Below are 20,024 nucleotides of genomic sequence, written 5' to 3'. Positions count from 1 at the left end.
GATTCTATGTCCACTATTGAGCAAATCGAAGCCGCAATCCTAAAACTGCCTCCCGGCGACTATCAAAAACTGGTGCAATGGCTGTTAGATTTAGACTATGAACGTTGGAGCGAACAGCTCGAACAAGACATCCTTGGTGGTAAACTCGATACTTTGGCAGAAGAAGCACTAGCTGACTTTGAATCAGGGCAATACCGAGCAATCTAATGCACTATACAACCCGCCGTTTTTGGAATTGCTACGCTGCACTGCCAGAAAATGTGCAATCCACCGCCGATCGCGCGATGCGGACTCCTCAAAGTCGATCCTAGTCACCCATCTTTACACTTCAAAAAAGTTGGCAAATACTGGTCAGTTCGAGCTGGGCAAAGTCATAGAGCTTTGGGTACAGAAATCAAGCAAGGAATTCTCTGGTTCTGGATTGGTACTCACGCAGAATACGACAACTTAATCAATTAGTAAAAGTCAAGTTTCTCTTGTCTTTTGGTGGATATTGTGATTTCAATCATCGGTTTGATAAGAACTTATAATCCGATCGATTTCTTCGCGGTGGCGATCGTAATAACGCCAAGCATTCTCTAAATCGAAACCCGACAAACCCGGATAATTGCGAAGTAACTCAGCCTCATCAGCCCCCTGTTGGTGAAGTGAAACCAGCGTCCAAACAGGAATCGGAGTGTTGCGAATTCGGGCATATCCTCCACACACTCCAGGCGTACTCTGAATCGCCCTAGCTGAGAGTTTTTCTTGGAACAGCAAACTCTCTTCAGGTGGCAGCGATTCAATGACTTGAATTAAGGAGTCAACCAACTGAACGTTCATAGTTGGTAATTTACGGAATGTAGAATAGTGCGATCGATGAAACTATCATATCCAATTTCCCTAACACCAACGACTCAAGCTGCGTGCACTTGCCAATCTCCGGCGGCAATTTCTCCAACCCCAACCCCGCCAAATCCAATTCTGTGGAGCCCTCATCAGCCGCTTTGTCGATTAACTGCAACAACTCTTCTCGCGTCATATCTTTTGTCGATGGTAGTCTTCATTTTATTGTGACAGGATTTTTTGTGGCGTGGGGAGTTGCGGGCATCGTAATCTAAGAAACCGGGTTTTTATGGGTTTCTGCGCTATCATCAACAATTCTCGCAAAAACCCGGTTTCTGGGCGATCGCGACAATCTAAGAAACCGGGTTTTTTTGGGTTTCTGCGCTATCACCAACAATTCTCGTAAAAACCCGGTTTCTGGCCACCCGCGACAATCTAAGAAACCGGGTTTTTTTGAGTTTCTGCGCTGTCACCAACAATTTTCGTAAAAACCCGGTTTCTGGCCACCCGCGACAATCTAATAACTAAATCCAATTGAGTTCGTAAACAACCCGGTTTTTGACTATCTTTGCCTCCGGGACTAATAAAAAAAGGAACAAAGAATTTTTCCCTTGTTCCTTCTTTTGTGATTTCTCAAACTGTCAATCTACAGCTTGACTTCGATATCTACGCCGGCTGGCAAATCCAATTTCATCAAAGCGTCAATTGTTTTAGCGGAAGGCTGGTGAATATCGATGATGCGGCGGTGCGTGCGAGTTTCAAAGTGTTCGCGAGAATCTTTGTCTACGTGGGGCGATCGCAGCAAGCAATAAATCCGCCGTTTTGTCGGTAGGGGAATCGGACCGATCGCAGTGGCTGCTGTCCGATTTGCTGTATCTACAATCTTTTCGCAGGATGCGTCTAGAATGCGTCGGTCAAAAGCTTTGAGGCGGATGCGAATTTTTTGTTGTGGGATAGCTGCCATTTTGGTTTCTTTAATTTTCTAGGTTCAGTTTTTTTTAGTCATTAGTCATTAGTCATTAGTTATTAGTCATTAGTTATTAGTCATTAGTCATTAGTTATTAGTCGTTAGTTATTAGTCAGTAGTCATTAGTCATTAGGTAACTACTAATATAAACTAAGGACAACTGACCACTAACTACTAACTACTAACTACTGACTAATGACTACTGACTAATGACTACTGACTATGAGCGTATTCCTACTTGAGGATTTTGGAAACAACGCCTGCGCCGACGGTGCGTCCGCCTTCACGGATTGCAAAACGCATTCCTTGTTCGATCGCGATCGGGTGAATCAGCTCCACAGTCATCTTGATCCGGTCTCCAGGCATCACCATTTCTGCTTCGGAGCCGTCATCAGCGGTGAACTGCATGATGGTACCAGTTACATCAGTTGTACGAACGTAGAACTGAGGGCGGTAGCCAGAGAAAAAGGGCGTGTGACGACCACCTTCTTCCTTCTTCAGGATGTAGACTTCTGATTCAAACTGAGTGTGAGGCAAGATGCTCTTTGGCTTGGCAATCACCATGCCGCGTTCAATATCTGCCTTCAAAATCCCCCGCAACAGTAAGCCCACGTTGTCCCCAGCCAAGCCTTCATCCAAAGACTTGGTGAACATTTCTACACCAGTCACGGTAGTGCTGCGAGTGTCCTTGAGACCTACGAGTTCGACGTTTTCGCCTACTTTGATCTTACCACGTTCAATCCGGCCAGTAGCGACAGTACCCCGACCTGTAATGGAGAATACGTCTTCTACTGCCATCAAGAATGGCTTATCAATTTCACGTTCGGGGGTGGGGATGTAACTATCCACTGCTTCCATCAGTGCATAAATCTTGTCAATCCAGGGATTTTCGCCCTTGACAGACTTGGGATTTGCAATCATGGCTTCGAGAGCTTTCAGTCCCGAACCGGTGACGATGGGGATATCATCGCCAGGAAAATCGTAAGAGCTTAGAAGTTCGCGAACTTCCATTTCCACCAATTCCAAAAGTTCTGCGTCATCTACCATGTCTTCTTTGTTCAAGAAAACCACCAAGCTAGGAACGCCAACTTGCTTAGCTAACAGAATGTGTTCGCGAGTTTGAGGCATGGGACCATCAGCCGCTGACACTACCAGGATGCCACCGTCCATTTGAGCAGCACCAGTGATCATGTTTTTCACATAGTCAGCGTGTCCGGGGCAATCAACGTGGGCATAGTGCCTATCTGTGGTTTCGTATTCGACGTGAGCAGTATTAATCGTAATACCGCGTGCTTTTTCTTCAGGCGCGGCATCGATTTCGTCGTATTTCTTACCCTTGGCCTGACCCAGGGCCGAAAGGGTCATGGTAATCGCGGCGGTTAAGGTTGTTTTGCCGTGGTCAACGTGACCGATCGTGCCGATGTTTACGTGGGGTTTATTCCGTTCAAATTTTGCGCGTGCCATTCTCGATTTGTTCCTTGTTTTTTTTAGCGATTTTAGACTTGAGATTTGAGATGGGAGATTTTGGATTCAATCCAAAATCCAAAATCTCAAATCTCCAATCATTAGTTCCCTTTGTTCTTAGCGATAATGGCTTCTGCCACATTTCGCGGCACTTCTTCGTAATGGCTGAATTCCATTGTGAAGATGCCTCGACCTTGGGTTTTCGAGCGGATGTCAGTGGCGTAACCAAACATTTCTGCTAGTGGAACTTTTACAGAAACTTTGGCAATTCCCTGATCCGTCTCTTGACCTTCGATCTGACCCCGACGGGAGTTGAGGTCGCCGATGACATTCCCGATGTAATCTTCGGGCACTTCAACCTCTACTTTCATCATAGGCTCTAGCAGCACAGGCGTTGCATTCATCACGGCTTCTTTGATCGCCATTGAACCGGCGATCTTAAATGCCATTTCTGAGGAGTCTACGTCGTGGAAAGACCCGTCTACCATAGTAGCTTTGAGGTCAATCATCGGATATCCTGCTAGAATACCTGATTCGCAGGCTTCTTTCATCCCTTGTCCTGCCGGGCCGATGTACTCTTTGGGTACTGTGCCGCCGACTATTTTGGAGACAAATTCAAAGCCGGTTCCCTCTTCTCCGGGTTCTATTTCGATCACGACGTGACCGTACTGACCTTTACCGCCGCTTTGGCGGATAAATTTACCTTCGGCACGGACTGCTTTGCGAATGGTTTCGCGGTAGGCTACTTGCGGTTTACCGACGTTGGCTTCTACTTTGAATTCGCGCAGCATCCTGTCTACCAAAATTTCCAAGTGCAGTTCGCCCATGCCGGCGATGACTGTCTGGTTGGTTTCTGGGTCAACGTTGACTCTAAAGGTGGGGTCTTCTTCGGATAGGGACTGGAGGGCTTTGGAGAGCTTCTCCATGTCTTGTTTGGTTTTGGGTTCCACCGCCACCGAGATGACTGGCTCTGGAATAAACAGGGATTCCAGGATTACTGGTGCTGTTTCGTCGCAGAGGGTGTCACCGGTGAAGGTGTCTTTCAAGCCCAAGGCTGCTCCTAAGTCTCCGGCGCGCAGTTCTTCTACTTCAATCCGATCGTCCGCTTTCAGAACAATCAGGCGAGAAACCCGCTCTTTTTTGTCTTTGGTGGAGTTGAGGACGTAAGTACCTTTTTTGAGAATACCGGAGTATACCCGCACAAAGGTGAGGCGGCCGTAGGGGTCTGACATGATTTTGAATGCCAGGGCTGACAGAGGAGCATCGTCGTCGGCGTGTCGCTCTGCGATGTCGCCGTTGGCTAGGTGTCCTTGAATTGGGGGAACTTCCAAGGGCGACGGCAGATACTCGATCACTGCATCCAACAACAATTGAACGCCTTTGTTTTTGAAAGCAGAACCGCACAGCATGGGAACGATGCTGCCAACGATCGTCCCGTGGCGCAGGGCCGACTGGATTTCGTCTTGGGTTAGTTCTACGCCTTCGAGGTATTTCTCGGTGAGGGTGTCGCTGGTTTCTGCTACTGATTCGATCAGTTTGGTGCGGTATTCAGAGGCTAGATCTTTGACTTCTTCGGGGATTTCTACTTCTTCGATATCGGTGCCGGTGTCGTTGTTGTAGATGTAGGCTTTCATGTGCACTAGGTCTACTATTCCCCGGAAGTTTTCTTCGCTGCCGATCGGGATTTGGATTGGTACGGCGTTCGCTCTCATGCGATCGCGAATTTGACCGTAGACTTTATAAAAGTTAGCGCCCATCCGATCCATTTTGTTGACGAACACAATCCGTGGCACTTTGTACCTATCGGCTTGTCGCCAAACTGTTTCCGATTGTGGCTGAACTCCGCCTACCGAGCAGAATACTGCGATCACTCCATCTAGCACTCGCATGGATCGTTCTACTTCGATCGTGAAGTCTACGTGTCCCGGAGTGTCGATGATGTTGATTTTGTAATCTTTCCAACTGGTGGTGATAGCGGCGGCAGTAATCGTAATTCCCCGCTCCCGCTCTTGCTCCATCCAGTCGGTAACTGCTGTTCCTTCATGCACTTCACCCATTTTGTGAACCATGCCTGAATAGAACAGAATTCTTTCAGTTGTTGTTGTTTTGCCCGCATCAATGTGGGCTGCGATGCCGATGTTGCGGGTTTTTTCTAGCGGGACGGTACGTGCCACAGCTACCTCCTTGAGTATTCTCTGCTGTTATAATACAATTATACTACACAGAATCCCTATTTTGTAGTCGCGACGGACTGACAACATAAGTTAATGGAGCTTATTGTTACATTTTAATATTTTTTGCAAGATTTGTTTACAAAAATATTAAGTATGTGACATGGAGGATTAAGAGAGTTTTGAATTGGGATTTTTCCAGTGTTGAGTTTGCTTCGTGCCTCGCAGCCTAGGCCTTGGTGAAGCAATCTCAATACTAAAAATTTACACTTTCCAATCTCTCACCCAATGCTCTCATACCACAAAATCGTCCAATTCGACTTACCAGATTTGGCGATTAGTAGCGGTAGTGGGCGAAGGCCTTGTTGGCTTCTGCCATACGGTGGGTTTCTTCGCGTTTGCGAATGGCGCTACCTGTTTCGTTGGCTGCATCCATCAGTTCGTTGGCGAGCTTGGCGGCCATGGAGCGGCCGGTTCTGGCTCTGGCAAATCTGATCAGCCAGCGGAGGGCGAGGGTTGTACCGCGATCGGAACGGACTTCCATCGGCACTTGGTAGGTGGCACCACCTACACGACGTGCTTTGACTTCCACTAGGGGTGTGGCGTTTTTGACTGCTTTTTCAAACAAGTCTAACGGTTCGGCTCCTGTGCGTTCTTGGATGGTTTTGAGGGCGTCGTAGACGATGCTGGAAGCAACGGATTTTTTACCGTGCTGCATGATCCGCCTCACCATCATGCTTACCAACCGGCTGTTGTAGGTTGGATCGGGGGGGACTGGGCGTTTTTGAATAACTGTGCGGCGAGACATAGTTCTATTTGGGATTTTTGATTTTGAATGATGGAGTTTGGGGTTTTTGTGAGCTATCGATCGACTATTAATTAGCTATCAACGGGCGATCGAGGGTTTATTTTGGCTCTCTAACCCCTCAAAGGTGCAAGTTACGTTTTATTTCTTCGCTGCTTTAGGACGTTTGGCCCCGTATTTGGAACGACCTTGTTTGCGGTCTTTCACCCCTGCCGTGTCTAATGTACCGCGAATGATGTGGTATCTAACTCCAGGCAAATCTTTTACCCTACCGCCGCGGATCATTACTACCGAGTGCTCTTGCAAGTTGTGACCGATACCGGGGATGTAGGCTGTCACTTCAAAACCAGAGGTCAGCCGCACCCGCGCCACCTTTCGCAGCGCCGAGTTAGGTTTTTTCGGGGTGGTTGTGTACACTCTGGTACAAACTCCGCGGCGCTGGGGGCAACTCTTGAGAGCTGGCGATTTGGTTTTTTTCTGCGTTTGTTCCCGTGCTGAACGAATGAGTTGCTGAATAGTGGGCATGAGTTACGGCATTTCTAGCTTTTTGCTGAATAGAGTGATTTTGTGGCATCCGCACTGAAAGTCCCTTCCCCTATGCGGAGATGGGATTTTGGGGAAAATTATGGATGAATGAGGATACCAGACTCTGTATTGTACACGACTCAACTCTTTTTGGCAATATTTTTTCGATCGCCCGCTACGGCTGAAACTTATTTCCGGGAGTTTTTCGCCACTGCTTGGCAGTGGCCAAGGCAATCTCAGTGGCGGAGGCAGAAACGAGGTTGAGTTAAAAATAGCCTTGAGGTCTTGAATCCTTTGGTAGATGGGTCTCAACTTGACTCTGGCGATCGCATCACAGCTACGGGTCGATCCATATCACATAAGATTATAGAAATTACCCCAATAATAAACAATATAAATTCAACTAGACCTGCCATGAGAACCAAAACTTTTATTCCCGAATATACAATTTCCGAACTCTACTTAAACATTTGGAAATCTGGAACCATTGACAAAAATCAGTTACAAGAGATTCAATCGGCCATTAATTCTCAAACTTCCCGAAGCTCAGACGACCAAAAAATCATCAGCAGACTACTTTACGCAGTACGCCGGGGATGGCTGTCCGTGATGGACTAACTTTCTAGGGCATTGGTGGTTTTTAAGTTAAGCTTCGATTAATTAATTCGCGAGGGATTCAATATAAACTGACAAAACTTTAAAATCCATATTAGATGAAGGCGATACTAGGGTAAAAGGACGGGTATGTTTAATTCTACTGAACTACTAATTGAGGCTTTCATTCAACACCTTGAGAATGGCTATAGCCGTACTTACGGAGGGTATAAATCCGATTATGCAGATATAATTTCTTGGGTGGGAGCAATGGCATTAGAAAACATTGCCAATAGCGACGCTCTTTATCATAATGTAGAACACGCAATTTGTGTCACCCTAGTCGGTCAAGAAATCTTGCGGGGAAAACACATTCGCAAAGGAGGAGTATCCTGCGAAGATTGGCTTCACTTCATCATTTCGTTGCTTTGTCAAGATATCGGATATGTTAAAGGAGTTTGCCGACTTGACCAACCAGCAGAAGGATTGTACGCTACAGGAAAAAATGACATAAAAATTGCACTTCCTCCCGGTGCAACCGCAGCCAGCCTAGCACCTTACCGAGTTGATAGAGCTAAACTCTTCATTGACGAACGCTTCGGGAATCACAAGCTAATTAATGCTGAAGCCATCAAGCAAAACATCGAGGAAACTCGTTTTTCGGTGCTTGAGAGCAACGCTAATCAGAATGTAGTTAATCATTCGAGTTTAGTTCGCGGTGCGGACTTGATCGGTCAACTGAGCAACCCACAATATTTACAAAAAATGGGGGCGCTGTTTTACGAATTGGAAGAAAGCGGTGATACTAAGGTTTTGGGCTACCGACATCCGGGGGACTTGCTCCAAAGCTACTCGAAGTTTTACTGGAGCAGTATTTATCCGCACATCAGCGAATCTCTCGGTTACTTACAGTTAACCCAGGAAGGTAAACAGATTGTTGCTAGTCTATACGCGAATGTATTTCGGATGGAACATCAACGCTGCGATTCGGAAGTTGCTTGATTGCCAAAGGTGGGCACTGTTGACAGCGCCCCGTCAATAGTTTCACCTTCAATTTCCGAATGGTATTGAGGGCACAACCAATTGCTGGGTATCAAAGAAGGCCATCCCTCCCGCAGCGCTTCCAAACAAACAGCACGGACGGTTAACTGACAGTCAAGCAATTCTACACCAGCTTTTTCAACTTGTTTTTTGCCAATCTTTAAAATCGATTCATCGCTAAATTCAAAAGTCTTGTGACACTGAATGCAAACCAGGTGATGGTGGTGGTGCAATTCAGGCAAATTTAGTTCGTAATGTTTATGTCCTTCTGCTAATTCTAGTTCCCGTAAAATTCCAATTCTTGCTAGTAAATGCAGAGTTCTATAGACAGTAGATAAGCCAATCTTTTCTCCTTCGGCTCCTACACTGTTTATTACTGGTGTATGTTAGCAACAGTGAAATATATCTGGATTTATTGATAAATAATTGTACTAAGCTACAGAAATAGACAGGAGTAAATATTTCAACTCAAAAGCCTGAGAACAGGTGTTCCCAGGCTTTTTTAGCTAGATGTTTAATTGCTTGTTGCATCTGATATCAATTCCGGCGGTGCGGGAATGACAAGCGACGACACGCTAATGCCGTGCCCTGGTTTTGGGTAAGATTAATCCCGATACAACCGGAAGTGATATCAGGTGCTAGCTCAAGCAGATGATTTGCTTTCCTCCGCTACTTGCTCGTTGCTGGGTAATTCCAGACAATAACCTGCTCCGTATACGGTTTTGATGTACCGAGGATGGCGGGGATCGGGTTCCATCTTGGTTCTCAGGTGTCTGATGTGTACGCGAATGGTTTCGATGTCGTCGTCGGGGTCATAACCCCAGACTTCTTTAAGAATTTCGCTGGGAGAGACTGTCTGACCGTGGCGCTGAAGCAAGCAGTGTAGTAACTCGAACTCTAGGTGGGTCAATTTGACAATTTGAGTATACCAAACTGCTTCAAACCTTTCTGGTACAAGGGTCAGTGGTCCGTAATTCAGGATTTCGGAGTGTTTGGCTGCTTGGGGAATGCGGTCTGTGCGCCTCAGTAGGGCTCGCACTCGCGCTAGCATTTCTTCTAGTTCAAAGGGCTTGGTGAGGTAGTCGTCGGCACCGGAGTTGAAGCCTTCTACTTTGTCTTGAGTTTGACTTAAGGCGGTCAACATCAAGACGGGAATGTCGGCGGTGCGATCGTCTCGCCGCAAACGCTGACAGACTGTGAATCCGTCTACTCTAGGCAACATCAGGTCTAGGACGATCAAGTCTGGCAGCAGTTGTATAGCTAGGGCCTGACCTTTGATGCCGTCTTCTGCGTGGGTTACTTCGTACCCAGCCATTTCGAGGTTAATGGCTACGAGTTCCGCGATCGCCGCGTCATCGTCAATAACAAGTATCCGAGGCATCATTATTTATCTCACCGCTAACCAGACGGGGCAGCCTACAGCCTTCTGGGGGTTCCAGGTAACTTTAACGAACAATTTACTAATTTTAAGCTTCATTAAGGATAGTAAGGTTCTTTAAGAACCTGTTGAAGTATGTAAATATTCTTGTAGTAATTATAAGTGCTAAGGGTGTGTATCAGAAAGCCCCTTCCCCAAAAATCTTGCCTGGGGTTGATTTTTTGCCTGCTCCTATCCTCAACTTTAGCAGCATCTCTGGGCGCTGTCAGCGACTCTGACCGTCCTTCGATGACAAATTTGAGTTCCGACTCCCCCTCGATGGGATGTCAAATTATATCAATTCCGGTTGTACCGTCAGGTGATTTAACCGCGAAGGCGCGTTCCCCGCAGGGGTTCCCGTAGGCTAGTACGCGAAGCAAGAGAAGAGAGAGTTTAATACAGGACGATGAAGAGAGGATTTTATATTAGTCCTTTTTTTCGACAAATATTCACGCAGGGTTTCGACTACGTTTATCCTGAACCCTTCGACTACGCTCAGGATAAACGTAGTCGAAGGGCAACCACCAGGGGTTTTTGACCCCCCATGCGTAAGTGCTGACTAAGATGCTTCCCCGCCAATCTCCTAGGATGTAAAATTAGCCAACCAATTGAGCAGGTTCAATTCGTGGAGAATTATTTGTCGGGCTTGCGCAATTTTTTCGATCGCTTCATGCCAATAATCGGGGGTTGCCATCACCTCTCTGATAAATTCTACTCCTGTCTCATCCAGACTGGGAAGCCGCAGAAAACTCCCTGCCGGCAACAATTTATCCGCCGCAGCACCGCCGTAATAAATCGGCAAACACCAAGCTAACAAAGCATCCCAAAGTTTCTCGCTCACATACCAATCGTTTGCTGCATAATTTTCAATAGCTAAGTTGTAATAGTAAGGTGCAACGGCGTGCCATTTATTGTTCACAATGCCTTTACCGCCCGCCCAATGGGGCAGATTTCGCCCGTAAAGGTCAAAATTTAATTCTTGTGCTTGTAGCAATTTGATAAACTCTAATCGCTGGCGGTGATTAGCACTACGGCTAACACCTGAAGTAATCCAAGAACAGGGTTTAGTTTTAGCGGGTGGAGGCATTTCATCGAGTTCTCGAAATGAGTTGCTGTGATACCAAATTGCGGGCATATAATTTGGGTTTGGTGCGAAGTCGTCTGGCCCGGAAATGTAACCGCAGTAAAGTTTGGCTTGTTCGTAATTGGCTTTGGTAATTTCAATGACTTCTGGTAATGGTGGCTCGCGAATTAGGTAAATAATGCGTTCTTTGGGGACTCCGCGCAATTTTTCTCGAATTAGTTGTTCATTTTCGGAAGTTTGAGGGGTAGGATGGCGAATTTTTTCCAGCCACGATTGCTTTTTCGGCGCTTGGGGAAAGTCGAATTGATACATGAGTAAAAAGTCTGGTTCTGGGTGATTTGCTAGCATTTGAATGTTTCCCCAGTTGCCGAAATTTTCCGGGGTTTGTTGCCACAGCCAGTCGCTTTGGCTCATGGCGGGGTAGGTGGTGATTGTACCGATGATTTTTGGGTTCATTTTGAATATTATGTGGTTAATACGAACCATCAGAGGTTTGTAGTTAGGACTGAATTCCTCTCACAAAAATGGCTAAAGTCCTTACTTACTAGGGACAAATTTTAAATTATGTAAGTAGTTGCGATCGCACTTGCTCGTCTACGTAACTCAAAATTTTCTCAATCCGATTTTCCCAGGAAAATTGCTTGACAAAATCCATAGTTTCTGCATAACCTTCTACCTTCCTGGGATATTTTATTAAACTACTGTGAATGCTTTGTGCAAATTGATAGGGGTTATCGGGTTCGCACCAAGTCGCAGCGATGTTTCCCGATTTAAACTCCCGCAAAGATGGAATCTCTGTCGCCACGATTGGAGTTCCCGATGCCATATAATCAAAGAATTTTAAAGGAGATGTAAATGTCGCGGCTTCTGTCCAACAGTGAGGGTGAGTTAAAACATCAGCGGCTTGTAGCAAGCTAGCAAGTTGATTCTGTGGGAGGTATCCGAGAAATTTTATGTTGTTAACTTGCTGGGATTTGGCTAATTTTTGGTAGGCTGTTACTTGGGATTCGCTACCACCGGCGATCGCAAATTGAACTCCGGGCAATTCCTCAGCTACATCTACTAACATATCCACACCTTTAAACGGATAAAGTCCCCCTGCATAAACTGCTAAATGCTGTCTGTCGTCTGTTAATAGCTGCTGTCGCCAATTCTGAGATGCTGCCGTTTGTCTGGCGAAAAATAAATGATTGAAACCGTTATGTAGCATAATTACTTTTTCTGGTGGCATTCCATTTTGCATCATGCTTTCGCGCACTGTATCGGCAACAGTTACAGCAATTTGAAACAGGGAATTGCGGACAATTTCTGGTTCAAACTTCTTGTTTTCGTGATGATGCTGTTCGTAAATGGCGGGAATTCCATTTTTAATTGCTGCTTTGACAAAGTTCCAGTCGCGGCTGTGGACAATTTGAGTTGATTTCCGCAGGTGGATTGGTAGGTAGTATTTTGATACTATTGTACTCGAACTCGTCCACTTGTTGTCCCAAAGGTCGATGGGCCACGGCATCGGTAAATCTGCTACTTTTAACTTTTGTTGAATGTTGTAGATTTGGGCAAGTTTTTCATCGGGTTTTCTAGGTTGAAAAGGATGGAGTAAATCTAGTGGATTAAGAGCACTCCATCCTTTACGGAGATATACTAACACTGCTGGTAAACCGAGATTTGCTGCGGCATTCGCCGAGTGGGCAACTTGAACTAAGCTAGCTACATTCGGTTGTGGCAATATATTGCGGGTGAAGAATACATAATAGTGTGACATGGGAATTGGGAATTGGGAATTGGGAATTGGGTATTGGGCATTGGGCATTGGGCATTGGGCATTGGGTATTGGTAATTGTTGACTACTGCCAACTGCCAACTGCCAACTGCCAACTGACTACTTTTGAACAGCCTGACGCCTGATTGTATTTTCAATAAATTCTAAAGTCTCAAAAATATTAGCAGCGGATTGAAAGGATTCTCGGATAAGTTCATCCCTTTCTTCGGGAGAATCTACCATTTCATCTAGTAGCAATTTTAGGTAAGCTATCATGGGAGTTAGACGAGTGCGAATTTCGTAAGAACCTTTAATTAAAGCTTCGTCGCGAGCAGTTTCTTCGGCAAATTGCATAGAATGCAAGCGGGTGTAGTATCCTCCTTTTGCTAACAAGTCTTTGTGAGAACCAATTTCTACTACTCGTCCTCGATCGATCACAGCGATTTTATGGGCTTTTTGGACTGTGGAGAGGCGGTGGGCAATGACTAACGTGGTGCGATCGTAACTCAATTTCTCGATCGCCTCTTGCACGTACCTTTCCGCCACTGTATCCAGGGAACTGGTTGCTTCATCTAAAATTAAAATTTCTGGGTTTTGCAGCAGGGCTCTAGCAATGGAAATTCTCTGACGCTGCCCTCCCGATAGGATCAGACCGCGATCGCCAATTTGAGTATCCAATCCCTGTGGCAACTGTTGGATAAACTCGTAAGCATTTGCTCCCTTTGCCGCCTCGACAATTTCTGCTTCTGTTGCTTCTTGCCTAGCATAAGCAATATTATCGCGCACTGAGGCATTAAACAAGAACGTATCTTGACTAACAATTCCCATAGCTTTTCTCAAGCTTTTGACATCAAATTCACGCAAATCCACGCCATCTATCGAGATACTACCTTCAGTAGGATCGTAAAATCTCGGTAATAAATCTGCTAAAGTTGATTTACCAGAACCTGAACTGCCTACCAAAGCCAAAGTAGTACCGTGAGGTAGAAATAAATCTATTCCTTGCAGAACTAAGTTTTTATGATTTGGATAATTAAAAGATATTTTATTAAAATGAATTCCCGATCGCAAATGAGTATATGCCACTAACCCATTCCGCATAAATGGCTTGTCATCACATCTTAAAAAATTATCAACAACCTCTACACTAGCCGATGTGTTAGCAAATTGACTGCGGCCACTATTTAATTGAGAAATCAGAGGTATTAGTCTAAACAGCACCAATAAATATGTTAGAAGAACCGTAGAAATAGACTCTATTTCATTTACAAAAATTGTCCTACCTATAAATATAATTAAAATAATCACCATCAAATTCACAACTTCGTTAATAGGAGCGATCGCTGCATAGTTTATCTGAGCTGAAAAATCCGCTTGTTCTCGCCTATGAATTAAGTTTTTAATCCGGTGATACTCTTTTTCTTCATTCCCCGTTGACTTGACAAGTCTAATTCCAGTGATGGTTTCCAATATCCCTACTGAATAATCTTTAGACATTTCCGATAACAGCATACCAAAATGCTTAGAACGGTTAATAATGTACTGATTTGTCCAAGCAACTAGCCCTAACAAAATCGTAGATGTCAGCGTCATTTTCCAAGATATTGAAACCAGCAAACCCACAAACACCAAAACAGTAATTGAGGTAGTAAACACCCCTATAGCCGTGCCAATTGCATTAGCGGTTCTACCTACTTCTCCACCCAATCTATTAATTAAATCCCCTACTTTAGTTTTTGAGTAATAATCCAAATCTACTTCTAATAACAAGCGCAATCCAGCCTCTCGCAAGTCAAAAGTCAAAGCCCGCGTCAGAGAAGTAGCTACTAAAGTATTAGCATAACTAGCAATATTTTTAAATATAATTGTCAGAACTATCGCGACGGTCATTAACACCAAACGCTGATTTTGAGGCATTCCTTCAAAGGGATACATCAAAATTTTAATTAAAGGTGGAGCAGCCCGCAACTCGACAGCTTCCTGCAAAAAATTCAAAAGCACTGGTACAATCAGAGTAGTGCTGATACCATTGAATAAAGCCCCAGAGAATCCCAGGAACACAGTCAAAAAAATCCTGCCTGGATATCGTCTGGCAAATTTTAGGAGTAGCTTATTTGCAGACATGAAGCATTCCCAGCTAAATAGTACGACATTTCATTTTTTATTAAATTACAGCCAGTGTATCTTCCTCCATTCAGTCACTAAAAATTTACCTCGATATACTTGCAATTATATCTGAAAGGATCGGGGCCATTGTTTTAATGCTATATTTTTCTACGCATCTTTCCCTAGCTTTCATTCCTTGCAGATTTGCTTCTGTCAAATTTTGAAATATCCATTGAATTTTCTGGGAAATTTGAGTCGGAGAATTAGGCTCTACTAAATAACCCGTACCGCCTAAAATTTCAGGAATATCCCCCACTCGCGTAGACAAAACAGGCTTAGCCATTGCCATCCCATCTGTCAACTTGAGCGGAAACTGAGCCACCGCTGTCAAAGTCTCTCGCTGAGGAACAACGACAATATGAGCCGCCGCTACAACTTCAGGCATCCTTTCCACTGGAAATTTTGGCAGTTTAATAATCCAACGCCCCCATTGTTGCATAAGTCGATCGTCATAATCATCATAAGGACTTCCGCCCACAATCGCTAACTTTAAATTAGGCTGATTTAACTGTTCGAGGGCCATCAAAACATCCTCAACCCCTTTATGAGGTCTCGGTGCACCGGGAAACATTAAAATTTTATACCCGGACAACCCGTAACGCCGTCTGCTTAATTCAGGATGGTATTTAGCGGGATCGAACATTTCAGTATCCTTGCCATTAGGCAAATATACACCACCAAAACGTTGTTTTAAAAACTCCGTATCCACAGTGACAGCATCCGCACGGGAAACTAAAGTTTCCATCCACTTAATATACAACTGATGATCTGGTTCTCTCAATTGACCATTTTTTTTTACAATGTCTCGGTAAAGTTGTTTGAAATCAGGGCGATATTTCCATTCGTCTCCGCCGAACCAGCTCAGTTCCCAATCGTCTATATCTAAAATTATAGGGCGGTGAGTCTCCAGTTTTTTGAGCAATGATAAACCAAAGCTGCTAGGTTTAGGTTTGACTGCATAAATAATATCCCCATCTATTTTTTTCAAAAGTTTCTGAGCTCTCATCAAAAAACCAGGATATTTGCTCCCCGGTATCGCATATACCGGGATGCCTTTAGGAGGAATTGCATATAATTCCTTACCCCACATAAATCCGACAATTTCTACATCATAGTTAAGCTCAATCAGAACTTGAGCTAACAGAAAAGCACGAAGTGCACCTCCTCCTGACAAATCGCTCGCGACTAACGAAACTTTCACTTGGTTTTTTTTCAAAAAAGTTGTTTTATTTTGCCATTTAACCGAGATTTTGTCAAGGTTAGCAAAGCAAAAAATACTTTTTTTACTGAAATTCTTGGGTCTGTTAATCCTAGAGCGTCTTTGACTTCTTGTCTTAATTTAGTTGCTTCTGAAGCTGTTCGCAAATAAAGGTATGGATGAATTAAGGCAAGCTGCAAAATGTTAGTTCTATCTGCCTCTTTTTGTAACAGGGGATTAGTTGTTAAATATTCCCGTTGGGCAAATATCAGTATGTTCTGGGCATAGTACCATCGGACTAGATCGTTTTGCCATATTTTGTTTCTCACACAGTCAATCGCTACATATCCTTGTGCTTGAAATAGTTTAGCCCAATATTCCGGCCACTGTTCGTTGATGTGGTTTGTTCCTCCTTGAAATGGTACTGCGGCCGAGAACAAAATTACTGGACCCAACTTCGCTAAAGAGTTTACAAATATCTGGGCGCACTCCGGGGGTATGTGCTCTGCTACTTCTAAGGAAACAACTAAATCAAATTTTTGCTCAATCGGTAAAGGCTGACTTAAATCTAAGGTTAAAAATTTGTCAGCCGGAATTTCCAGCATTTTTGGGTCAACCCAATCACCATCTATGCCCAAAATATCTTCAACGCCGAATTCTGTGAATGCTGACAACCAAGTCCCTGTCCCACAACCGACATCAATTACTCGCTGTGGCTGCACAAATTCCCAAATAATTGGAATAATTTCTCTGGCTGATTCTTGGGATGTTTTTTGCAAGTATTTGTAGAATTCTTGAGTATAATGTTGCACAGCAGCTAGAGCTATCCTATTTCCTTTGTTGTGAATGATGTTTTTTTTAAATGAACCGCAGAGGGCGCAGAGTTAGAGAAAGTCTATTTTAAGCGCCAGGGATTGTTAAGTTGATTTGGTAAAAATATTTTAGCAGCGCGATCGACTATTCTAGTAAATAGCGTTCTCGTCACATTTTTCGCGTACTGCGGGCGGTAAGGATAAGTACAGTGCATTACCTTGATCGGCTCGTCAATCCTATAAACTTCTTTCCATTTGTCCAAGTAATTGTAAACAGGCGACAAGGTTTTCATTTTCGGTTTGACAGAGGCAATAGCAGCAGCAAAAGCGCCTTGGTCTTTCAATAGTAGCACATCTTGATTGGTAGTTACCAAATTGAAATATTTCTTAAAATAATTGAATAATTCCTGATTTTTACTGCTGTTGGTAAAGGCGATAAATCCGCCATTATATTGAATGCTATTTTCGTTGAGGGGTAATCCTACTGATTGCAGAGTCGAGAGAATATGTTGCTTGACTCTTAATAAATTAGCAGCTTTGGCGATCGCCGGCTGTACATCTTCTGTCACCAACAACTCCACCTCATCGAGATAGTCAAAAACTTCATCTATTGGCGACAACAAACAAATATCAGAGTCCAGATAAATAGTTTTCTCAAAAGGAGATACTTGATATAAGCTCAGTTTAGCTTGCCGCGAAGCTAAAACAGGATTTTCATTCGGCGGTGCTGGCTGCAATCTCACATTTCCAAACACCTGAAGTAAGGGATATAAAAATCTAGGGACTTTATCTATTAAAACAATAATTGGTTCGCGGTGAAACTTCCTGACAGATGCCAGAAAATGAATGCAATCTTGAAAAGAATACAAACCAGTTAAAATAGTGATAAAACCCTGAGCTTCTAATTGTTTTGAATTCATGGATTGATTTAAGTAAGCACTTTGGCATTTTAATTATAAACTTATACCCTTAGAAAAATAGTAGAGATTTTTGTGCCTCTTCCCCTCTCCTTGCCACTTTCTCGCATTAACAGACACGGGAGAGGGGTAGCAGCTTACCTCAGTGCGTCCACTCCCAAAAACTCTCGCTCCAGTTATCTCGATAATGGAAAAGTCCTTGCCATTCATAAAAATGCACAAAATCCTTCAAATTAATTGTTTTACTGATATCTCTGATCGTGTAAAGAGGTTTTTCGCCGTAAAACGAAGCCCACATACTATAACTGCTAGGTGGCCCGACAATATAGTCGCACTCAGCCAAAGCATACATATCTTCGATTAAATGACCTTTGGCAAAAACGCAGTTAAAATTATCAAATAAACTAGGTTCTTGGTGAAAATTAGAGCAAATCAAAAATTTGACTTGCTTACTTTCAAATAGTTTTACTACTGAATTCATGACTTCTAAATATTGCTCAGTTTTGTAAAAGTATCTCCCTTTTTGGTGCTGTTCGTAATCGCCTTGACGAATATGAACTCCGATGATTATATCGGCGTTATTTTTTACATTCAATATCAAACTATCTACATTAATTTTATATTGAGGTAAGGGGGTAAAGTAGGATCTAATTTGGTGAGCGTACTTGTGTAATTTTGGCAAATCTTCTACAAACCAGCCATCTCGAAATAGCCAGCCTTGAAAACCAATAGTAGAATTGTACTTGAGCGTGTCTGACTCCTGATAATTCACCCAATTAAAAGGTTTTTCTCTGGTTATTTCTTGCGTTTTCCATACTTTTTTATTGTTTAAACATTTAATTAATTTATAATATTTATTTCTGATAAATTTGTTGGCTGACCAGGTAAAATATGGAGGAGGATAACAACATAAAAAATCGCGGGCTGTACCCACAAAATATTCTGCATATTCCTCAAAAGCCGGATTGAGGACTGTTAAATTATGCTCGATCGCCACAGCGATGAAATTAGCAAAAAGTAGCAGTCTGTTCCCAAGTTGTCCCGATTTAGCAGATATGATTAGCATACTACTGAAACCCATGATAAATATCGCTTGTAGTAGATGGGGAGCGTAGGCACGTACCATCCACTACGCCTACAAAATCATTATTATCTGGTAGGGGTTCCCCCAATCCCTGAGAATGAAATCGCCGTGGCCCAAGGGTAAAACAAGGGGGAATTTGAGAGATTGTTCCCCCGATTATTTAAGTAATGCTTGCCTAGGAGTGGCGTTTTTTGTGCCATTGCCAAGCATGGGATATAATATCCTTAATATGTGGATATTCAGGAGACCAACCTAGTGTTTTAATGGCTTTCTCGCTGCTACCAACTAAAGCAGGAGGGTCTCCCGGACGTCGATCGCACTCCACAGTCTTAATCTCTTTTCCCGTCACTTCCATCGCGGTTTCTATCACCTCTTTTACAGAAAAACCGCCGCCGTTGCCTAAATTAAAGACATCGGATTTTCCACCATTTAACAAATATTCTAATCCTAAAATATGAGCAGATGCTAAATCGTTAACATGAATGTAATCTCGAATGCAAGTACCGTCAGGAGTATCATAATCTGTGCCAAAAATTGAAATAGAATCTCGCTTGTTTAAAGCAGTCAGTAACACTAGGGGAATCAGGTGAGTTTCGGGGTTGTGATCCTCTCCCAACAACCCACTCGGATCGGCACCGCCAGCATTAAAATAGCGGAAACAAACAGACTTAAAATTGTAAGCAGTATCAAAATCTGATAAGATCTGTTCTACCATTAATTTAGTAGTACCGTAGGGGTTGATCGGATGCTGTGGGTGGTCTTCTGTGAGGGGAATTTTCTGCGGTACTCCGTAAGTGGCGCAGGTAGAAGAAAACACAAGTTTTTTGACCCCAGCAGCGATCATGGCTTCTAAAAGAGTAATAGTACCGATGACATTGTTACGGTAATATTTAGCTGGGTCAGTCACGGACTCGCCCACATAAGCATAGGCCGAAAAGTGCATGACGGCAGCAATATTATGAGTGGCAAATATTTTGTCTAGTAGGGCGCGATCGTTGGTATCTCCTACCACTAATTCAACCTTTAATACCTGCTCTACTAAATCACTATGACCGTAAACTAAATTATCCAAAATTAACACATTGTAACCTGCGCGTTTTAGTGCCAAAACGGCGTGAGAACCAATATATCCAGCTCCCCCGGTCACTAAAATAGTTCCTTGGTCTACACTCATTTTTTTTTGCCTTTTTTGTTT

At 43.7% G+C, this 20,024-nt stretch carries 20 protein-coding genes and 1 pseudogene; 4 read left to right on the top strand and 17 right to left on the bottom strand.

The genetic code is table 11. The annotated features are described in order from the left end of the window. Nucleotides 1-6: 6 nt before the first annotated feature. A complete protein-coding gene (locus tag AAFP14_RS05060) occupies nucleotides 7-207 on the top strand; it encodes a hypothetical protein (RefSeq protein WP_341731215.1) in 201 nt (66 codons plus the stop codon). A gap of 294 nt (nucleotides 208-501) precedes the next feature. Here the strand turns inward: AAFP14_RS05060 and AAFP14_RS05055 are convergent, their stop codons facing one another. The 7 genes from AAFP14_RS05055 to rpsL form a co-directional block, all read right to left on the bottom strand. After that, nucleotides 502-822 carry a DUF433 domain-containing protein gene (locus tag AAFP14_RS05055; RefSeq protein WP_341731214.1) on the bottom strand — a complete coding sequence of 107 codons (321 nt, stop codon included), beginning with the start codon at nucleotides 820-822 and terminating at the stop codon, nucleotides 502-504. Nucleotides 823-832: 10 nt separating this feature from the next. After that, on the bottom strand, nucleotides 833-1,021 hold the full coding sequence (locus tag AAFP14_RS05050) for a hypothetical protein (RefSeq protein ID WP_341731213.1): 189 nt from the start codon (nucleotides 1,019-1,021) through the stop codon (nucleotides 833-835). A gap of 450 nt (nucleotides 1,022-1,471) precedes the next feature. Next, nucleotides 1,472-1,789, bottom strand: a complete 318-nt coding sequence (gene rpsJ, locus AAFP14_RS05045; RefSeq protein WP_442921454.1) for a 30S ribosomal protein S10 — start codon at nucleotides 1,787-1,789, stop codon at nucleotides 1,472-1,474. Between the two features lie 237 nt (nucleotides 1,790-2,026). Next, nucleotides 2,027-3,256: an elongation factor Tu gene (gene tuf, locus AAFP14_RS05040; protein WP_341731212.1), complete on the bottom strand. Its 1,230-nt coding sequence runs from the start codon at nucleotides 3,254-3,256 to the stop codon at nucleotides 2,027-2,029. A gap of 101 nt (nucleotides 3,257-3,357) precedes the next feature. After that, nucleotides 3,358-5,430 carry an elongation factor G gene (fusA, locus tag AAFP14_RS05035; protein ID WP_341731211.1) on the bottom strand — a complete coding sequence of 691 codons (2,073 nt, stop codon included), beginning with the start codon at nucleotides 5,428-5,430 and terminating at the stop codon, nucleotides 3,358-3,360. A gap of 334 nt (nucleotides 5,431-5,764) precedes the next feature. Continuing rightward, on the bottom strand, nucleotides 5,765-6,235 hold the full coding sequence (gene rpsG, locus AAFP14_RS05030; protein WP_006632196.1) for a 30S ribosomal protein S7: 471 nt from the start codon (nucleotides 6,233-6,235) through the stop codon (nucleotides 5,765-5,767). Nucleotides 6,236-6,373: 138 nt separating this feature from the next. Then, nucleotides 6,374-6,757, bottom strand: a complete 384-nt coding sequence (rpsL, locus tag AAFP14_RS05025; RefSeq protein ID WP_106150480.1) for a 30S ribosomal protein S12 — start codon at nucleotides 6,755-6,757, stop codon at nucleotides 6,374-6,376. A 108-nt stretch (nucleotides 6,758-6,865) separates the two neighbouring features. On the opposite strand from rpsL, the gene AAFP14_RS05020 reads away from it, so the two are divergent. The 3 genes from AAFP14_RS05020 to AAFP14_RS05010 all read left to right on the top strand — a co-directional run bounded on the left by AAFP14_RS05020 (nucleotide 6,866) and on the right by AAFP14_RS05010 (nucleotide 8,353). Then, on the top strand, nucleotides 6,866-7,021 hold the full coding sequence (locus tag AAFP14_RS05020) for a hypothetical protein (protein ID WP_341731210.1): 156 nt from the start codon (nucleotides 6,866-6,868) through the stop codon (nucleotides 7,019-7,021). 150 nt (nucleotides 7,022-7,171) lie between these two features. Next, a complete protein-coding gene (locus tag AAFP14_RS05015) occupies nucleotides 7,172-7,375 on the top strand; it encodes a hypothetical protein (protein ID WP_341731209.1) in 204 nt (67 codons plus the stop codon). 126 nt (nucleotides 7,376-7,501) lie between these two features. Then, nucleotides 7,502-8,353, top strand: a complete 852-nt coding sequence (locus AAFP14_RS05010) for an Npun_R2479 family HD domain-containing metalloprotein (RefSeq protein WP_341731208.1) — start codon at nucleotides 7,502-7,504, stop codon at nucleotides 8,351-8,353. Here the strand turns inward: AAFP14_RS05010 and AAFP14_RS05005 are convergent. The 10 genes and pseudogenes from AAFP14_RS05005 to galE form a co-directional block, all read right to left on the bottom strand. Continuing rightward, nucleotides 8,326-8,769, bottom strand: a pseudogene (locus tag AAFP14_RS05005) (transcriptional repressor); the annotation flags it as partial. The gene AAFP14_RS05010 and the pseudogene AAFP14_RS05005 overlap by 28 nt on opposite strands. A 266-nt stretch (nucleotides 8,770-9,035) precedes the next feature. Then, nucleotides 9,036-9,773: a response regulator transcription factor gene (locus tag AAFP14_RS05000; protein ID WP_340517458.1), complete on the bottom strand. Its 738-nt coding sequence runs from the start codon at nucleotides 9,771-9,773 to the stop codon at nucleotides 9,036-9,038. Between the two features lie 619 nt (nucleotides 9,774-10,392). Further along, nucleotides 10,393-11,349 (bottom strand): glycosyltransferase family 10 domain-containing protein, encoded by a 957-nt coding sequence (locus AAFP14_RS04995; RefSeq protein WP_341731207.1) that lies wholly within the window; start codon nucleotides 11,347-11,349, stop codon nucleotides 10,393-10,395. A 106-nt stretch (nucleotides 11,350-11,455) separates the two neighbouring features. Continuing rightward, on the bottom strand, nucleotides 11,456-12,655 hold the full coding sequence (locus tag AAFP14_RS04990; RefSeq protein WP_341731206.1) for a glycosyltransferase family 4 protein: 1,200 nt from the start codon (nucleotides 12,653-12,655) through the stop codon (nucleotides 11,456-11,458). Nucleotides 12,656-12,772: 117 nt separating this feature from the next. After that, a complete protein-coding gene (locus AAFP14_RS04985; RefSeq protein ID WP_341731205.1) occupies nucleotides 12,773-14,776 on the bottom strand; it encodes an ABC transporter ATP-binding protein in 2,004 nt (667 codons plus the stop codon). 85 nt (nucleotides 14,777-14,861) lie between these two features. Then, on the bottom strand, nucleotides 14,862-16,019 hold the full coding sequence (locus AAFP14_RS04980; protein WP_341731204.1) for a glycosyltransferase family 4 protein: 1,158 nt from the start codon (nucleotides 16,017-16,019) through the stop codon (nucleotides 14,862-14,864). An 11-nt stretch (nucleotides 16,020-16,030) separates the two neighbouring features. Further along, complete coding sequence (locus tag AAFP14_RS04975) at nucleotides 16,031-16,828, bottom strand: class I SAM-dependent methyltransferase (protein WP_341731203.1); 798 nt, start codon at nucleotides 16,826-16,828, stop codon at nucleotides 16,031-16,033. Between the two features lie 83 nt (nucleotides 16,829-16,911). After that, nucleotides 16,912-17,748 (bottom strand): hypothetical protein, encoded by an 837-nt coding sequence (locus AAFP14_RS04970; RefSeq protein WP_341731202.1) that lies wholly within the window; start codon nucleotides 17,746-17,748, stop codon nucleotides 16,912-16,914. Between the two features lie 139 nt (nucleotides 17,749-17,887). Beyond that, nucleotides 17,888-18,811, bottom strand: a complete 924-nt coding sequence (locus tag AAFP14_RS04965; protein WP_341731201.1) for an alpha-1,2-fucosyltransferase — start codon at nucleotides 18,809-18,811, stop codon at nucleotides 17,888-17,890. 193 nt (nucleotides 18,812-19,004) lie between these two features. Then, nucleotides 19,005-20,003 (bottom strand): UDP-glucose 4-epimerase GalE, encoded by a 999-nt coding sequence (galE, locus tag AAFP14_RS04960; protein WP_341731200.1) that lies wholly within the window; start codon nucleotides 20,001-20,003, stop codon nucleotides 19,005-19,007. Nucleotides 20,004-20,024: the final 21 nt, after the last annotated feature.

It is taken from the genome of Microcoleus sp. EPA2 (assembly GCA_020882975.1).
GTDB lineage: Bacteria > Cyanobacteriota > Cyanobacteriia > Cyanobacteriales > Microcoleaceae > Microcoleus.
This window is presented reverse-complemented; position numbering and strand designations above follow the sequence as displayed.

Excerpts from the sequence above, each read along its gene's own strand:
- AAFP14_RS05060 (WP_341731215.1), top strand. The coding sequence starts at position 7 with ATGTCCACTATTGAGCAAATCGAAGCCGCAATCCTAAAACTGCCTCCC.
- AAFP14_RS05055 (WP_341731214.1), bottom strand. The coding sequence starts at position 822 with ATGAACGTTCAGTTGGTTGACTCCTTAATTCAAGTCATTGAATCGCTG.
- AAFP14_RS05050 (WP_341731213.1), bottom strand. The coding sequence starts at position 1,021 with ATGACGCGAGAAGAGTTGTTGCAGTTAATCGACAAAGCGGCTGATGAG.
- rpsJ (WP_442921454.1), bottom strand. The coding sequence starts at position 1,789 with ATGGCAGCTATCCCACAACAAAAAATTCGCATCCGCCTCAAAGCTTTT.
- tuf (WP_341731212.1), bottom strand. The coding sequence starts at position 3,256 with ATGGCACGCGCAAAATTTGAACGGAATAAACCCCACGTAAACATCGGC.
- rpsG (WP_006632196.1), bottom strand. The coding sequence starts at position 6,235 with ATGTCTCGCCGCACAGTTATTCAAAAACGCCCAGTCCCCCCCGATCCA.
- rpsL (WP_106150480.1), bottom strand. The coding sequence starts at position 6,757 with ATGCCCACTATTCAGCAACTCATTCGTTCAGCACGGGAACAAACGCAG.
- AAFP14_RS05020 (WP_341731210.1), top strand. The coding sequence starts at position 6,866 with ATGAGGATACCAGACTCTGTATTGTACACGACTCAACTCTTTTTGGCA.
- AAFP14_RS05015 (WP_341731209.1), top strand. The coding sequence starts at position 7,172 with ATGAGAACCAAAACTTTTATTCCCGAATATACAATTTCCGAACTCTAC.
- AAFP14_RS05010 (WP_341731208.1), top strand. The coding sequence starts at position 7,502 with ATGTTTAATTCTACTGAACTACTAATTGAGGCTTTCATTCAACACCTT.
- AAFP14_RS05000 (WP_340517458.1), bottom strand. The coding sequence starts at position 9,773 with ATGCCTCGGATACTTGTTATTGACGATGACGCGGCGATCGCGGAACTC.
- AAFP14_RS04995 (WP_341731207.1), bottom strand. The coding sequence starts at position 11,349 with ATGAACCCAAAAATCATCGGTACAATCACCACCTACCCCGCCATGAGC.
- AAFP14_RS04990 (WP_341731206.1), bottom strand. The coding sequence starts at position 12,655 with ATGTCACACTATTATGTATTCTTCACCCGCAATATATTGCCACAACCG.
- AAFP14_RS04985 (WP_341731205.1), bottom strand. The coding sequence starts at position 14,776 with ATGTCTGCAAATAAGCTACTCCTAAAATTTGCCAGACGATATCCAGGC.
- AAFP14_RS04970 (WP_341731202.1), bottom strand. The coding sequence starts at position 17,748 with ATGAATTCAAAACAATTAGAAGCTCAGGGTTTTATCACTATTTTAACT.
- AAFP14_RS04965 (WP_341731201.1), bottom strand. The coding sequence starts at position 18,811 with ATGCTAATCATATCTGCTAAATCGGGACAACTTGGGAACAGACTGCTA.
- galE (WP_341731200.1), bottom strand. The coding sequence starts at position 20,003 with ATGAGTGTAGACCAAGGAACTATTTTAGTGACCGGGGGAGCTGGATAT.